This window comes from Bordetella parapertussis, assembly GCF_020735925.1.
Classification (GTDB): domain Bacteria; phylum Pseudomonadota; class Gammaproteobacteria; order Burkholderiales; family Burkholderiaceae_B; genus Bordetella; species Bordetella pertussis.
Genome location: NZ_CP085971.1, coordinates 2,682,600 through 2,697,595, shown reverse-complemented (window position 1 = coordinate 2,697,595; position 14,996 = coordinate 2,682,600). Strand labels below are relative to the sequence as shown.

Below are 14,996 nucleotides of genomic sequence, written 5' to 3'. Positions count from 1 at the left end.
TCTGCTTGCCAGGCTATTTTTTCCGTGCGCAAAAATATTAACGGACGCCAGGCGTCCGTTAATATCGGCAGGCCGCGCGCGTGCGCTAGCCGTAGCGCGGCGGCGCCATGATGCCGGCGGGCACTGGCGGGATTTTCTCGGCTGGCGGGCTGATGCGCCAGCAGGCGCGCCGGCGCAGCGCGGCCAGTTGTTTCAAGCCCTGCGGCCATGCGCCCAATTGGCTGTCGGCGTTGATATGGCCGGCGCCCTGCAGCACCACCAGCCGACTGCCCCAGTCCTGGGCGAACTGGCGCGCGCGCTCCAGCCGGCAGTAGGGATCGTCGTCGCTGGCGATCACCACGCTTTGGTACGGCAGCGATTGCCGCGGCACCGGGCCGAAGGCGGCGATGGCGGCGGGCGCGCCGGGCCGCTCGACATCGGCCGGCGCCACCAGCAGGGCGCCCGCCACCTTGGCGCGCAGCGCGATCGGCAGCGCCGCGCTGACCAGGCAGCCCAGGCTATGGGCGACCAGCAGCACCGGCGTAGGCGCGGCGTCGACGGCGGCGGCCAGGGCCGCGACCCATTCGGCGCGCTGCGGCTGGTGCCAGTCGCGTTGCTGCAGCCGCACGGCATGCGGCAGCGTGCGGCTCCAGTGCGTCTGCCAGTGTCCGGGGCCGGAACCTTGCCATCCGGGGACGATGATGGGTTGGAGTCTCATGGGCGTGATGATGCCGTCGCCGCTTATGAACGCAAACGAAGAAATGCTCCATTGCATATACGCGCGCGGGTATAACGAACGGCTGCGCGAGGCTTCCGGGACGCGCCGCAACATGCCCGGAAACAGGGCCTTTCAGTGTATGCTTGCCCTGCTATAGGCCGGGCGCGGGCGGGCATTGCCGGTCCACGCGCCAGGCCGGTCGATATCAATGATTAAAAGCCAAGGAGCAGGCATATGAACAAGGCATTTCGTTTCACGCCGGTGATCGCGGCGCTGGGCATGGCGGCAGGTATCGCCATGTCGGCCGGCGCCCACGCGCAGACGATCAAGATCGCCGTGGTCGGCCCCACCACCGGCCAGGTCACCCAGTATGGGGACATGGTGCGCGAGGGCGTGGATACGGCGATCGAGCGTATCAACGCCACCGGCGGCGTCAACGGCAAGAAGCTGGAGGCCGTGGTCATCGATGACGGCTGCGAACCGAAGCAGGGCCCGGTGGCCGCCAACCGCGTGGTCAACGACAAGATCGGCTTCGTGGTGGGCCACGTATGCTCGGGCGCGACCATCGCCGCCACCGAGATCTACAACAATGAAGGCGTGGTCATGGTGACGCCTTCGGCCACCTCGCCGGCGGTCACCGACGGCAAGAACTACGAGTTCATCTTCCGTACCATCGGCCGCGACGACCAGCAGGGCCCGGCGGCGGCCAAGTTCATCCTGGAGAAGATCAAGCCCAAGACGGTGGCCGTGATCCACGACAAGCAGTCGTACGGCCAGGGCATCGCCACCGCCGTCAAGGACACGCTGGAGAAGAACGGCACCAAGGTCGTCATCTTCGAAGGCATCAACGCCGGCGACAGCGATTATTCGGCGGTGATCACCAAGCTGAAGGCCGCCAAGGTCGACTTCGTGTACTACGGCGGCTATCACCCCGAGATGGGCCTGCTGCTGCGCCAGGGCGCCGAGCAGGGCCTGGATGCCAAGTTCATGGGGCCGGAAGGCGTGGGCAACCCGGACATCAACGCCATCGCCGGTCCCGCCGTCGAAGGCATGCTGCTGACCTTGCCGGCCGACTTCACGCTCAACCCGGCCAACGCCGAGATCGTCAAGGCGTTCAAGGACAAGAAGCGCGACGCCAGCGGCGCGTTCCAGCTGACCGCCTACGCGGCCACGCAGGTGATCGCCGACGGCATCAAGGGCGCCGGCAGCGAGGATCCCACCAAGGTGGCCCAGTACCTGCACGCCAACAGTTTCCAGACGCCGATCGGCAAGACCTCGTGGAACAAGCAGGGCGACTTGAACGCGTTCGAGTTCGAGGTGTTCACCTGGCACAAGGACGGCAGCAAGACGTCGTACAAGTAAGGCGCATGCGCGCGGCTCGCCGCGCACGGGCGCCTGTCCCCGCTGCGGCAAGGGTGCCTGTCCCCGCGGGGACAGGCACCGAATACGTCAGAGCCCTTCGACGCGGCGGCCGGTATCGGCCTCGAACCAGTGCAGGGGGTGGCGGCCGTCGGGGCCGATGGTCAGCGTGTCGCCGACCCGGGCGGGCGTCTCGGAAAACTGGCGGGTGCTGCAGCGCACCACCACCATGTGCTTGCCGCAGCGGCCATGGACGAGTTGCTCGGAGCCCAGTGTCTCGATCATTTCGATTTCGGCGGCCAGGCCCTGCGCGTTGAGCAGCATGTGCTCGGGACGCAGGCCCATGACGACCTTGCGGCCGCGCACCTGTTGCGGCACGGCCAGCGGCGAAATGTCGAGCGCGATGCCATCGCTGGTATGCACGATGCCGTCGCCGCCCACGGCGACTTCCAGCAGATTCATGGGCGGCGAGCCGATGAAGCCCGCCACGAAGGTCGAGGCCGGCTTCTCGAACACCTCCATCGGTGTGCCGATCTGCTCGGGCACGCCCTGGTACATCACCACCATGCGGTGCGCCAGCGTCATGGCCTCGACCTGGTCGTGCGTGACGTACAGGCTGGTGGTGTTCAGGCGGCGATGCAGCTTGAGGATTTCCAGCCGCATCGCCACGCGCAGCTTGGCGTCCAGGTTGGACAGCGGCTCGTCGAACAGGAATACCTTGGGTTCGCGCACGATGGCGCGGCCCATGGCCACGCGCTGGCGCTGGCCGCCGGACAGGGCGCGCGGGCGCCGGTCCAGCAGCTTGCCCAGCTCGAGGATCTGCGCGGCGGCCTCGACGCGCTTGCGGATCTCGTCCTTGGGCAGCCTGCGGATCTTCAGGCCGTAGGCCATGTTGTCGAACACGCTCATGTGCGGGTAGAGCGCATAGTTCTGGAACACCATGGCGATATCGCGCTCGGCCGGCTCCAGCGTGTTGACGACCTTGTCGTCGATGAGGATCTCGCCCTCGGTGACGGTTTCCAGGCCGGCCACCATGCGCATCAGGGTGGATTTGCCGCAGCCCGACGGGCCGACGATGACGATGAACTCGCCATCGGCGACGTCCATGTCGCTGCCGTGGATCACCGGCACGTTGCCGGCATAGGTTTTCTTGACGTTGCGAAAGCTGAGAGTAGCCATACGGATGTAATCGTCTGCGTGATTCTGGGGCGGAAGGCGGGCGGCGGCTTACTTCTCGGTGTCGACCAGACCCTTGACGAACCATTTCTGCATCAGGATGACCACCAGCGCGGGCGGGATCATGGCCAAGATCGCGGTGGCCATGGTGATATTCCATTCGGTGACGCTGTCGCCCCCGCTGATCATGCGCTTGATGCCGATGACCACGGGATACATGTCTTCCTGGGTGGTGATCAGCAGCGGCCACAGGTACTGGTTCCAGCCATAGATGAACTGGATCACGAACAGGGCCGCGATGCTGGTGCGCGACAGCGGCAGCAGCACGTCGCGGAAGAACCGCATCGGGCCGGCGCCGTCGATGCGCGCGGCCTCGACCAGTTCGTCGGGCACGGTCAGGAAGAACTGGCGGAACAGGAAGGTGGCCGTGGCCGAGGCGATCAGCGGCAGCGTCAGGCCGGCGTAGCTGTTGAGCAGGCCCAGGTCGGCCACCACCTTGTAGGTGGGCGCGATGCGCACCTCCACGGGCAGCATCAGCGTGACGAAGATCATCCAGAAGAAGAACATGCGGCCGGGGAAGCGGAAATACACCACCGCGAACGCCGACAGCAGCGAGATGGCGATCTTGCCCAGCGAGATCGCCAGCGCCATGATCAGGCTTACATACATCATGCGGCCCACCGGCGCGCCGTACGAGCCGCCGCCCGAACCGGCGAACAGCGCCTGCATGTAGTTGTCGACGAAATGCTTGCCGGGAATCAGCGACATGGGCGCCGAGGCGACTTCCTGCGCCGTCTGCGTGGAAGCCACGAAGGTGACGTATATCGGGAAGGCCACCAGCGCCACCCCGCACAGCAGGATGAAGTGGGCCAGGATGTCCAGCCAGGGACGACGTTCTACCATGGTTGTTGACCTTCTGCTTTCAATACTGGACCTTGCGGTCGATGTAGCGGAACTGCAGCACGGTGAGCGCCACCACGATGGCCATCAGCACGACGGACTGCGCCGCCGAGGAGCCCAGGTCCAGCCCGCGGAAGCCGTCGCTGTAGACCTTGTAGACCAGGATGGAAGTGGCCGTGCCGGGGCCGCCTTGCGTGGTCGTGTCGATGACCGCGAACGTATCGAAGAACGCGTAGATGATATTGACCACCAGCAGGAAGAAGGTGGTGGGCGAGAGCAGGGGAAACACGATGGTCCAGAAGCGGCGCGCGGGCGAGGCGCCGTCGATGGCGGCCGCTTCGATCAGCGAGCGCGGGATCGATTGCAGCCCGGCCAGGAAGAACAGGAAATTGTACGAGATCTGCTTCCACACCGCGGCGATCAGCACCAGGATGAGGGCCTGGTCGCCATCGAGGCGGGGGTTCCAGTTCACGCCCATGCCGTTGAGCGCCACGGCCAGGATGCCGACCGAAGGCGAGAACAGGAACAGCCACAGCACGCCCACTACCGCCGGCGCTACGGCGTAGGGCCAGATGAGCAGGGTCTTGTACAGGCCGGCGCCGCGCAGCACGCGGTCGGCCATCACGGCCAGCAGCAGCGAGACCGCCAGCCCGACGAAGGCCACCAGCGCCGAGAACACGGCGGTGACGCGGAAGGAGTCCAGATAGCTTTGCTGCGAGAACAGGTCGGCGAAGTTGGCCAGCCCGACGAACTCCGACGACAGTCCGAAGGCATCTTCCAGGCGCAGGGATTGCCACATGGCCTGGCCCGCCGGCAGGAAGAAGAAGACGATGGTGATGATGATCTGCGGCGCCAGCAGCAGGTAGGGCAGTGTCTTGTGGCCGAATACGACGCGTTTTTCCATGGAGCGGAAGTCCAGGTGAGAATACAGGCGGCCGGCCGGTAATGCCGGCCGGCCGCTACAGGCACAGGCCAAACGCACGAGGCTCCGAACCCGCTCATGCCGCGAAGTCAGGGCCCGTTTGCGGCGGCGCATGACGCATCATGCGCCAGGCCGCCTGGCGCCGGGCGAAAAGCCCGCTACTTTACACTTTTCTCGAACTTCTCCAGCAGCTCGTTGCCGCGCTTGACGATGCTCTGCAGGCCGTCCTTGGCCGGCACCTTGCCCGCGACGATGCGCTCGATCTCGGCGTCCTCGATCTCGCGGATCTGCGGCAGGTAGCCCAGGCGCAGGCCGCGCGACTGCGCGGTGGTTTCCACGTTCAGCTGCTTGACGCCGACGTCGGTGCCGGGATTCTTGTCGTAGAAGCCCTGCTTCTGCGTCAGTTCGTAGGCGGCCTTGGTCACCGGCACGTAGCCGGTCTGCTGGTGCCAGCGGGCGGCGATCTCGGGGCTGGCCAGGAACTTGAAGAACTTGGTCACGCCCTTGTAGGTCTCGGGTTTCTTGTTGGCGAAGACCCACAGCGAGGCGCCGCCGATGATGGTGTTCTGCGGCGCGCCCTGCACGTCGCTGTAGTAGGGCAGGGTCGAGGTGCCGAACTCGAACTTGGCGTTCTTGGCGATGTTGGCGCGCAGGCCGCTCGAGCCGGTGATCATGGCGCACTTGCCGCTGATGAACAGCGAGTTGGGCTCGTCGCCGCGCCCGCCGTACATGAAGATGCCTTCCTTGGCCAGCTTGGCGAGGTTGTCGAGATGGCGCACGTGCAGGGGCGTGTCGACCGCCAGGCGGGCGTCCAGGCCGGCGAAGCCGTTGTCCTTGGTGGCATAGGGCACGTTGTGCCAGGCTGAGAAGGTCTCCAGCTGCACCCAGGACGGCCAGGAGGTGGTGTAGCCGCATTCCTGGCCGGCTGCCTTCAGCTTCTGGCCGGCGGCGGCCAGCTCTTCCCAGGTCTTGGGCGGCTTGTCGGCGTCCAGGCCGGCCTTCTTGAAGGCGTCCTTGTTGTAGTAGAACACCACGGTGGAGCTGTTGAAGGGCATGGATACCAGCTTGCCCTCGGGCGACGAGTAGTACCCCGCGACCGCGCCGATGAATTGCTTGGGATCGATGGGGGCGCCCACTTCCTCGGACATCTGCTGCACCGGCTTGATGGCGCCCTTGGCGTACATCATGGTGGCGGTGCCGACTTCGAACACTTGCAGGATGTCCGGCGCGTTGCCGGCGCGAAAGGCCGCGATGCCGGCGTTCATCGATTCGCCGTAGTTGCCCTTGTAGACCGCCTTGATCTGGTAGTCGGCGTTCTGCTTGTTGAACTCCTCGACCAGGCCGTTGACGCGATCGCCGAGCGCGCCTTCCATCGAGTGCCAGAACTGGATTTCAGTGGCGGCGTGCGCCGAGGCACCGGCGAACGCGGCCATGACGGCGGCGAAAGTGAGCGCTAGACGTTGGGATCTCATGAAGGGGTTCCTCCGGTTGTAGACCATCGCATCGGCGGTTCGCGCAATGCGAAAGTGTGACACCTTATGAATTGTTTGTGACAAAGGCGTGACTTTTACACCACAGCCCGGTGCTGTCAAACGCCGGGCCGCGCCCGGCCTGCCTTCCAGGGCCGATCGCCCGGTGAGGCCATTCTGCATCCTGGGGCGGCGGTTTACAATCACGGCACTATGAAAAACGATCTCTCCATCGCGTTCATCGGCGGCGGCAACATGGCCGCCGCCCTGGCCAGCGGCCTGGCCGGCAAGGTCTGCCCGGCAGCCAATATCCATGTCGTCGACATCAATGCGGACTCGCACGCCGGCTGGCGCGCCCGCGGCATGAGCGCCGCGGCGGCGCCGGACGCCACCCTGGCAGGCTGCCGGGTGTGGGTCTATGCGGTCAAGCCGCAGCATATGCGCGAGGCCGTGGCCGGCACGCGCCCGTGGCTGCGCCCGGACACGCTGATCGTCAGCGTGGCGGCGGGCATCCACGCCGATACGCTGGCCGGCTGGCTGGGCGAACCGGGCCAGCCATGGCAGCGCCTGGTGCGCTGCATGCCCAATACGCCGGCGCTGGTGGGGGCGGGGATGACCGGCCTGGCCGCCTTGCCGGGCGTGACCCCGCAGGACCGCGAACTGGCCGGCCAGCTGCTCACTTCGGTGGGCGAGGTGGTCTGGGTCGACGGCGACGCCGGGCTGGACGCCGTGACCGCGCTGTCGGGCAGCGGCCCGGCCTATGTGTTCCTGTTCATCGAGGCGCTGATCGCCGGCGGCCGCGCCGTCGGGCTGACCGACGAGCAGGCGCGCCAGCTGGCGCTGGGCACGCTGGCCGGCGCCACGCGGCTGGCAGCGCAATCGGATGAACCGCCGGCCGTGCTGCGCGAGCGGGTCACCTCCAAGGGAGGCACCACCGCCACCGCGCTGGACGTGTACGCCCAGGGCGACTTCGCCGGCCTGGTCGAGCGCGCCATGCAGGCCGCCGCGCGCCGGTCGCGCGAGCTGGCCGAGGAGTTCGGCCGATGAGTTCGGCGTCGCGCCGCTACGAGCCGCTGCGCAGCGGCCCGTTCCTGCTGGCGGTGTTTTGCATGGGCCTGGTGGTGGTGGGGTCCAATATCCTGGTGCAGGTGCCCCTGAACGACTGGCTGACCTGGGGCGGCCTGTCCTATCCGGTGGCATTCCTGGTCACCGACGTGCTGAACCGGCGCTACGGGCCGGACGCGGCGCGCCGGGTGGCCTGGTTCGGCTTCGCCGCGGCGCTGGCGGTGTCGGTCTGGGTGGCCTCGCCGCGTATCGCGCTGGCTTCGGGCCTGGCCTACCTGTGCGCGCAGTTGATCGACATCCGGGTGTTCGACCGGCTGCGCGACCAGCGCTGGTGGCGCGCCCCGCTGATCTCCGGCGTGATCGGGGCGGTGGCGGACACGGCGGTGTTCTTCAGCGCGGCGTTCGCCGGCTCCGATACGCCCTGGGTCACCTGGATGCTGGGCGACCTGGCGATCAAGCTGGCCGTCAATATCAGCATGCTGGCGCCGTTCCGGGCGCTGATGTGGAACCTGGCGCGGCCGGCCGAGGCGCGGCCCGCTCAGGCCTCGACGGGGCGTTGAACCGGGTCTGGGACGACGCGGCGTAAGTTTCGTGAAAGCCGCGTCGTATAAGGCTCGCGCGGCAATTCACGGCGTCATGTGTCACGCATTTCGACGGGGTCCCAAACATTGGGGATTACACGCAGTGACACGCTTCTTCCTAGCTCGCAGAATACCGGCCACATTGCTTTTTTGCCCAAGAAGCCGGCAATGCCCGTTGCGATGCGCAGCCCACCCTGTTGCGCAGTCCGATGCAAAGCCGCTCAAAACCTCTAGCCGGGAGAATTCCGCATGAAGTTTTCGCAACGCTTTACCCCGCTTGCCGTTGCACTCGGCGCACTCGCCTTTGCGGGCGCCGTGCATGCCGCCGACACGATCAAGATCGGCATTCCCCAGCCCATGACCGGTCCCAATACCCAATACGGCGACCAGATCCAGGCCGGCGCGCTCACCGCGATCGAAACCATCAACGCCAAGGGCGGCGTGAAGGGCAAGAAGCTGGAGCCCATCCTGATCGACGACGGCTGCGAACCGAAGCAGGCCGTGCCGGCGGCCAACCGCGTGGTCAACTCGGGCGCCAAGTTCGCCGTGGCGCATGCATGCTCGGGCGTGACGGTGGCCGCGGTCAACGTCTACGAACAGGAAGGCATCGTCGCCATCACCCCGGGCGCCACCTCGCCGCTGGTGACCGACACCATCAAGCCGCATTTCTTCTTCCGCACCATCGGCCGCGACGACCAGCAAGGCCCGTTCGCCGCCCGCTACATCGCCAACACGATCAAGCCCAAGAAGGTGGCCGTGCTGCACGACAAGCAGACCTACGGCTCGGGCGTGGCGACCCAGGTCAAGGACACGCTGGAGCGCAACAAGGTCAACGTGGCGCTGTTCGAGGGCATCAACGTCGGCGACAGCGACTACTCGGCCATCATCACCAAGCTGAAGTCGGCCGGCGTGGACTTCGTCTACTTCGGCGGCTACCACCCCGAGCTGGGCCTGCTGCTGCGCCAGGCGCGCGAACAGGGCCTGAACGTGCAGTTCATGGGACCGGAAGGCACCGCCAACCAGGACCTGGTGGCCATCGCCGGCCCGGCCATCGACGGGCTGCTGGTGACGCTGCCGTCGGACTTCACCAAGCTGCCTGGCAATGAAGGGGTGGTCAAGGCGTTCCAGGACGCCAAGCGCGACCCCGACGGCGCGTTCCAGATGCCGGCCTATGCCGCGGTGCAACTGCTGGCCGAAAGCATCAACGCGGTGGGCGAAGACCCCGCCAAGGTGGCCGACCACCTGCACAAGAACACCTTCAACACCGCCATCGGCAAGGTCGAGTACGACGCCAAGGGCGACCTGAAGGACTTCGAGTTCGCCGTCTTCAAGTGGGACAAGAACGGCAAGAAGACCCAGCTGTAAACACGCGACGGGCCGGCTATCCGCCGGCGCCTCAACGTACGCCCAGGTTTCCGGCTCCGGGTCGCACTACCGGAGCCGGAGCCATTTGGAGCACGAGTAAACATGTCAGACCTCATCCCACAACTTACCCAGCAGTTCTTCAACGGACTGTCCCTGGGGGCGATCTACGCGTTGATTGCCATTGGCTACACAATGGTCTACGGCATCATCGGTATGATCAACTTCGCCCACGGCGAGATCTACATGATCGGCGCCTACGTCGGCCTGGTCACGCTGACGGCCATCGGCACCAACAGCGGCCTGCCGCTGCCTTTCATCATCGCCGCCATGCTGGTGGTCGCCATCTTCGTGACCGGCGTCTACGGCTATAGCGTCGAACGCGTGGCGTACCGGCCCGTGCGCGGCAGCCCCCGCCTGGTGGCGCTGATCTCGGCCATCGGCATGTCGATCTTCCTGCAGAACTGGGTCGCTCTCGGGCAGGGCGCGCGCGACATGGCCGTGCCGGCGCTGGTCTCGGGCGCGGTGCAGTTCCACATGGGTTCCAGCTTCGACGTCACCGTACCGTATTCGCGCATCATGATCATCGTGGTGACCGTGGTGCTGATGGTGGCGCTCACGCTGTTCATCAAGTATTCGCGCATGGGGCGCGCCTCGCGCGCCTGCTCGCAGGACATGCACATGGCCAACCTGCTGGGCATCGACACCAACCGGGTGATTTCCTTCACCTTCGTGCTGGGCGCCATGCTGGCCGCGGTGGGAGGCGTGCTGATCGCCATCACCATCGGCAAGCTGAATCCGTTCATCGGCTTCCTGGCGGGCATCAAGGCGTTCACCGCCGCGGTGCTGGGCGGCATCGGCAGCATTCCCGGCGCGATGCTGGGCGGCGTGCTGCTGGGCCTGGCCGAAACCTTCGCGGCCGCCTACATCTCATCGCAATACAAGGACATCGTGGCTTTTGCGCTGCTGGTGCTGATCCTGCTGTTCCGTCCCACCGGGCTGCTCGGCAAACCTGAGGTGGAAAAAGTCTGATGACCCAACAAAGTCCTCTCAAGAATGCCACGATCGCCGCGGTCATGACCGCCGTCATCGTGACGCCGATCTTCGGCCTGCAGCTGGTGCGCCAGGGCGCGCGCACCCTGATGGAGCCGCGCTGGGACCTGGTCGCGCTGGCCTGCGCGCTGGTTTTTGCGTTCCAACTGTTGCGCCCATGGATTTCCAAGCCCTTCAAGGCGCTGAAAACAGGCCTGCCGACGCTGCCGTCGGCGCCGGCGCGCGGCCACAAATGGCTGGTCGTGCTGCTGATCGCCGTCGCGGTGATCTGGCCGTTCTTCAGCGGGCGCAGCTCGGTGGACATCGCCACGCTGGTGCTGATCTACGTCATGCTGGGCCTGGGGCTGAACATCGTGGTCGGCTTCGCCGGCCTGCTCGACCTGGGCTTCGTGGGCTTTTACGCGGTCGGGGCCTATACCTACGCCTTGCTTTACCACTGGGGCGGCTGGAGCTTCTGGGAAGCGCTGCCGTTCTCGGGCGCGGTCGCGGCGCTGTTCGGCTTCGTGCTGGGCTTTCCGGTGCTGCGCCTGCGCGGCGACTACCTGGCCATCGTCACGCTGGGCTTTGGCGAAATCATCCGCCTGCTGCTCATCAACCTGAACATGCTGACCGGCGGCCCGGACGGCATATCCGGCCTGCCCAAGCCCAGCGTGCTGGGCATGGAAATGGCGCGCCGCGCCAGCACGGAAGGCGGCCAGACCTTCCATGAGATCATGGGCTGGACCTTCCAGAACCAGCACATGGTGATCTACCTGTACCTGATGGCGCTGGCGTTGGCGCTGGCGACGCTGTTCGTCTCCACGCGGCTGATCCGCATGCCGGTGGGGCGCGCCTGGGAGGCGCTGCGCGAAGACGAGATCGCCTGCCGCTCGCTGGGCCTGAACCCCACGCGCATCAAGCTGTCGGCCTTCACGCTGGGCGCCATGTTCGCCGGTTTCGGCGGCGCCTTCTTCGCGGCCCGCCAGGGCATGGTCAACCCCGAGTCGTTCACCTTCATCGAATCGGCGCTGATCCTGGCCATCGTGGTGCTGGGCGGGATGGGCTCGCAGATCGGGGTGATCCTGGCGGCGATCCTGCTGACGGTGCTGCCGGAGCTGGCGCGCGAGTTCGCCGAATACCGCATGCTGATGTTCGGCCTGGTGATGGTATTGATGATGATGTGGCGTCCGCAGGGATTGCTGCCCATGAAGCGTCCGCATGTGGAGCTGCGCAAATGAGCGAAACCCTGTTGAAAGTATCCGGACTGACCATGCGCTTCGGCGGCCTGCTGGCCGTCGACAGCGTGGCCTTCGAGGTCAGGCGCGACGAAGTGTTCGCCATCATCGGCCCCAACGGCGCCGGCAAGACCACGGTGTTCAACTGCGTGGGTGGCTTCTACAAGCCGACCGCCGGCGAGATCGTGATGGACGGCAAGCCGATTACCGGCATGCCCAGCCACAAGGTGGCGCGCCATGGCCTGGTGCGCACGTTCCAGAACGTGCGGCTGTTCAAGCAGCTGACGGTGCTGGAGAACCTGCTGGTGGCGCAGCACACCCAGGTCGAGGCGCGCCTGCTGCCGGGCCTGCTCAAGCTGAAATCCTACCGGCAGGCCGAAGCCGAGGCGCTGACGCGAGCGGCCCAATGGCTGGACTTCATGGGCTTGCGCGAATTCGCCAACCGCGAGGCGGGCAACCTGGCGTACGGCCACCAGCGCCGCCTGGAGATCGCGCGCTGCATGATCACCAAGCCGTGCCTGCTGATGCTCGACGAGCCGGCCGCCGGCCTGAACTCGCAGGAAAAGCGCGACCTGCAGTCGCTGATCGATCAGTTGCGGCGCGAGTTCGGCGTCGCGGTGCTGCTGATCGAGCACGACATGAGCCTGATCATGGGAATATCCGACCGCATCCTTGTCATGGAACACGGCAAGCCCATCACGACCGGCATCCCCGATGAGGTGCGCAACGACCCGCGCGTCATCAAGGCGTACCTGGGGGAAGAATAAATGCTGAAGCTGGAAAACATCCACACCTACTACGGGGCCATCCAGGCGCTCAACGGCGTATCGGTGGAGGTCAAGCAGGGCGAGATCGTCACCCTGATCGGCGCCAACGGCGCGGGCAAGACCACCTTGCTCATGACGGTATGCGGCAACCCGCGCGCGCGCGAAGGCGTCATCACCTTCGAGGGCAAGGACATCACGCATGCCGAGACGCACCACATCATGCGCAGCGGCATCGCCATCTCGCCCGAGGGGCGGCGGGTCTTCAAGGACCTGACCGTGGCCGAGAACCTGATGATGGGCGGCTTTTTCTCCAGGCGCGAGGAAGTCGACGCCGGCCTGGAGCACGTCTACACGCTGTTTCCGCGCCTGAAGGAGCGCGCCGGCCAGCGCGCCGGCACCATGTCGGGCGGCGAGCAGCAGATGCTGGCCATCGGCCGCGCCTTGATGACGCAGCCTCGGCTGCTGCTGCTGGACGAACCCACGCTGGGCCTGGCGCCGTTGATCATCGCGCAGATCTTCGACATCATCCGCACCATCCGCGAGCAGGGCGTCACGGTGTTCCTGGTCGAGCAGAACGCCAACAAGGCTCTGCAAGTGGCCGACCGCGGCTACGTGCTGGAGAACGGCCGGGTGGTGCTGCACGACACGGGCGCCAACCTGCTGGTCAACGACCAGGTGCGCAAGGCCTATCTGGGCGGGTAGGCCGAGGTGCCTGTCCCCGCATGGGGGACTGGCGCCTGCAGGATTTCATGGCGTCTGCCCGCGTGTGCCTGTCCCCGCTGGGACCGGCACACTGCCGTGCGCCATCGAAGACGGTATCTGTCCCCGCCGGGACAGGCACCCGCGCGCAGCGTTACGCGACCAGCTTCTGCGCCTGCTGGTCGGCCTCGTAGTGTTCGATGGCGGCCAGGGCAAGCGCGTCGATGGAGTCGGTCAGCCTGATTCCCAGGCCCGGCCGCAGGGCGTGCGGGACGGCCAGGGGCAGCTCGGTGCAGCCCAGCACCACGGCATCGGCGCCGCGCGCTTTCAGGCGGGCGATGCATTCGGCGGCCGGCTCGTAGGCGAGGTCCAGGCGGTTGGCCTTGACGGCGCGGATCGAACCCATGCAGTAGCGCTCGACTTCGTCGGGCTCGGGAATGATGCAGCTGTAGCCCTGGCGCTGCAGCGTCTGCTGGTACAGCCCCAGCGCCAGCGTGGCCGAGGTGCCCATCAGGCCGATGCGTCCGCCGTGCAGGCCCTGGCGGCGCAGGTCCTGCGCCACGGCTTCGATGATGTGCAGCACGGTGCAGCCGGCCACCGCGGCCAGCGGCTCGTACCAGAGATGGGCCGTGTTGCACGGGATCGCGATCAGGCGCGCGCCGGCTTCGCGCAGGAAACGCATGCCCGCGATCATGGCGGGCAGGGGATCTTCGCCGCCCTGCGTGCGGGCATTGCTGCGGTCGGGAATGCGAGGGTCATTGAGCAGCAGCGTGGGAATGTGCTGCTGGTCGGACTGGGCAGGGGTCAGGGCCGCCAGCCGCAGCGCGAATGCCGCGCCGGCCATGGGTCCCATGCCGCCGAGTACGCCCAGGTAACAACTTTGCGTGGGGGCTGTCATCTGTACTTCCGCAGGGCGCCGCAATCGCGGCGACGCCCACCGGCGCGCGCCGTGCGCGCCAGGGTGGTCGATCTGTGAATCGGAGCCCGCATCATACCCCGCGGGCGCCAGGCGTATTACGAAAGCCCTTCGGCCTTCAGCGCGGCTTGCACCGCCGGGTCGGCCTGCATGCGCTCGAAGAACGCCGCCAGGTTGTCCTGGCCGGAAAGGTCGATCTGCTTGCCGTGGGCCCAGCGCAGGACCACGTATAGGTAGGCGTCGGCGATGGAAGGGCGGGCGCCCGCAAGGAAAGAGCGGCCCTGCAGATGGGTGTCGAGCTGGCCGAACAGGCCGCGCAGCATGGCGGCGGCCGAGGCGCGCACTTCCTCCTGCGCCGCGGCGTCGGCCACGAAGCGCTGCGGGCCGAACACCGCCGAGAAGGTCTTGTGCACGTCGGAGTTGATGAAACCCAGCCAGCGGCGCACCTCGGCGCGCGAGCGCGCCGAGCCGTCGCCCAGCAGATTCAGCTGGGGCGCCTGTTCGGCCAGGTATTCGAGGATGGCGGCGTTCTGCGTCAGGGCCCAATCGCCTTCGGTCAGCGCGGGCACCGCGCCCAGCGGATTGATCTTGAGGAACGCCGGCTCCTTGAGCGCTTCGCGCGACAGCGCATGCGTCTCGTAGGGCTTGCCGATCCATTCCAGCACGATATGGGCCGCCAGCGAGCAGGCGCCGGCCATGTAGTACAGTTTCATCGTAGAGGGTCTCCGTAGCGGGGCGCGCGCCGCGCCCCGGCCCGGGTATGGTACGCCAGTTCGATGGCGCCCCCGGCGGGCCCGCCTGTCGCATACACCAACC

15 protein-coding genes are annotated in these 14,996 nt (G+C 66.6%); 8 read left to right on the top strand and 7 right to left on the bottom strand.

The features are described from left to right. Positions 1 to 85: 85 nt before the first annotated feature. Entirely contained in the window at positions 86 to 697 is a 612-nt protein-coding gene (locus tag LK409_RS12880) for an RBBP9/YdeN family alpha/beta hydrolase (protein ID WP_003811244.1), read from the bottom strand. Between the two features lie 234 nt (positions 698 to 931). Here LK409_RS12880 and LK409_RS12875 point away from each other — a divergent pair, with 234 nt between their 5' ends. Then, a complete protein-coding gene (locus LK409_RS12875) occupies positions 932 to 2,059 on the top strand; it encodes a branched-chain amino acid ABC transporter substrate-binding protein (protein WP_003811246.1) in 1,128 nt (375 codons plus the stop codon). 87 nt (positions 2,060 to 2,146) lie between these two features. Here LK409_RS12875 and LK409_RS12870 read toward each other — a convergent pair whose 3' ends face one another. The 4 genes from LK409_RS12870 to ugpB form a co-directional block, all read right to left on the bottom strand. Continuing rightward, the gene (locus LK409_RS12870; protein WP_010928814.1) at positions 2,147 to 3,235 is read right to left on the bottom strand and encodes a sn-glycerol-3-phosphate import ATP-binding protein UgpC; all 1,089 of its coding nucleotides are present in this window, start codon (positions 3,233 to 3,235) and stop codon (positions 2,147 to 2,149) included. Positions 3,236 to 3,283: 48 nt separating this feature from the next. Then, a complete protein-coding gene (gene ugpE / locus LK409_RS12865) occupies positions 3,284 to 4,135 on the bottom strand; it encodes a sn-glycerol-3-phosphate ABC transporter permease UgpE (RefSeq protein ID WP_003811259.1) in 852 nt (283 codons plus the stop codon). A 19-nt stretch (positions 4,136 to 4,154) separates the two neighbouring features. Next, the gene (ugpA, locus tag LK409_RS12860; protein ID WP_003811262.1) at positions 4,155 to 5,036 is read right to left on the bottom strand and encodes a sn-glycerol-3-phosphate ABC transporter permease UgpA; all 882 of its coding nucleotides are present in this window, start codon (positions 5,034 to 5,036) and stop codon (positions 4,155 to 4,157) included. Positions 5,037 to 5,212: 176 nt separating this feature from the next. Further along, positions 5,213 to 6,526, bottom strand: coding sequence for a sn-glycerol-3-phosphate ABC transporter substrate-binding protein UgpB (gene ugpB / locus LK409_RS12855; RefSeq protein ID WP_041937243.1), 1,314 nt, complete (start codon positions 6,524 to 6,526; stop codon positions 5,213 to 5,215). A gap of 210 nt (positions 6,527 to 6,736) precedes the next feature. Between ugpB and proC the strand changes: the two genes are divergently transcribed. The 7 genes from proC to LK409_RS12820 all read left to right on the top strand — a co-directional run bounded on the left by proC (position 6,737) and on the right by LK409_RS12820 (position 13,267). Next, on the top strand, positions 6,737 to 7,570 hold the full coding sequence (gene proC / locus LK409_RS12850) for a pyrroline-5-carboxylate reductase (protein WP_010928812.1): 834 nt from the start codon (positions 6,737 to 6,739) through the stop codon (positions 7,568 to 7,570). After that, positions 7,567 to 8,148: a queuosine precursor transporter gene (locus LK409_RS12845; protein WP_010928811.1), complete on the top strand. Its 582-nt coding sequence runs from the start codon at positions 7,567 to 7,569 to the stop codon at positions 8,146 to 8,148. The genes proC and LK409_RS12845 overlap by 4 nt, the downstream gene beginning before the upstream one ends. A gap of 270 nt (positions 8,149 to 8,418) precedes the next feature. Next, positions 8,419 to 9,534 carry a branched-chain amino acid ABC transporter substrate-binding protein gene (locus tag LK409_RS12840; RefSeq protein WP_003811271.1) on the top strand — a complete coding sequence of 372 codons (1,116 nt, stop codon included), beginning with the start codon at positions 8,419 to 8,421 and terminating at the stop codon, positions 9,532 to 9,534. Between the two features lie 102 nt (positions 9,535 to 9,636). Beyond that, positions 9,637 to 10,563: a high-affinity branched-chain amino acid ABC transporter permease LivH gene (gene livH, locus LK409_RS12835; RefSeq protein ID WP_003811272.1), complete on the top strand. Its 927-nt coding sequence runs from the start codon at positions 9,637 to 9,639 to the stop codon at positions 10,561 to 10,563. Beyond that, positions 10,563 to 11,801, top strand: a complete 1,239-nt coding sequence (locus LK409_RS12830; protein ID WP_003811274.1) for a high-affinity branched-chain amino acid ABC transporter permease LivM — start codon at positions 10,563 to 10,565, stop codon at positions 11,799 to 11,801. The genes livH and LK409_RS12830 overlap by 1 nt, the downstream gene beginning before the upstream one ends. Beyond that, complete coding sequence (gene livG, locus LK409_RS12825) at positions 11,798 to 12,565, top strand: high-affinity branched-chain amino acid ABC transporter ATP-binding protein LivG (RefSeq protein WP_010928810.1); 768 nt, start codon at positions 11,798 to 11,800, stop codon at positions 12,563 to 12,565. The genes LK409_RS12830 and livG overlap by 4 nt, the downstream gene beginning before the upstream one ends. After that, positions 12,566 to 13,267 (top strand): ABC transporter ATP-binding protein, encoded by a 702-nt coding sequence (locus LK409_RS12820; protein ID WP_003811279.1) that lies wholly within the window; start codon positions 12,566 to 12,568, stop codon positions 13,265 to 13,267. Between the two features lie 151 nt (positions 13,268 to 13,418). Here LK409_RS12820 and cuyB read toward each other — a convergent pair whose 3' ends face one another. Both cuyB and LK409_RS12810 read right to left on the bottom strand, forming a co-directional pair. Next, positions 13,419 to 14,162 carry a cysteate racemase gene (cuyB, locus tag LK409_RS12815; RefSeq protein WP_003811281.1) on the bottom strand — a complete coding sequence of 248 codons (744 nt, stop codon included), beginning with the start codon at positions 14,160 to 14,162 and terminating at the stop codon, positions 13,419 to 13,421. 116 nt (positions 14,163 to 14,278) lie between these two features. After that, positions 14,279 to 14,893 (bottom strand): glutathione S-transferase family protein, encoded by a 615-nt coding sequence (locus tag LK409_RS12810; RefSeq protein WP_010928808.1) that lies wholly within the window; start codon positions 14,891 to 14,893, stop codon positions 14,279 to 14,281. Between the last annotated feature and the right edge of the window lie 103 nt (positions 14,894 to 14,996).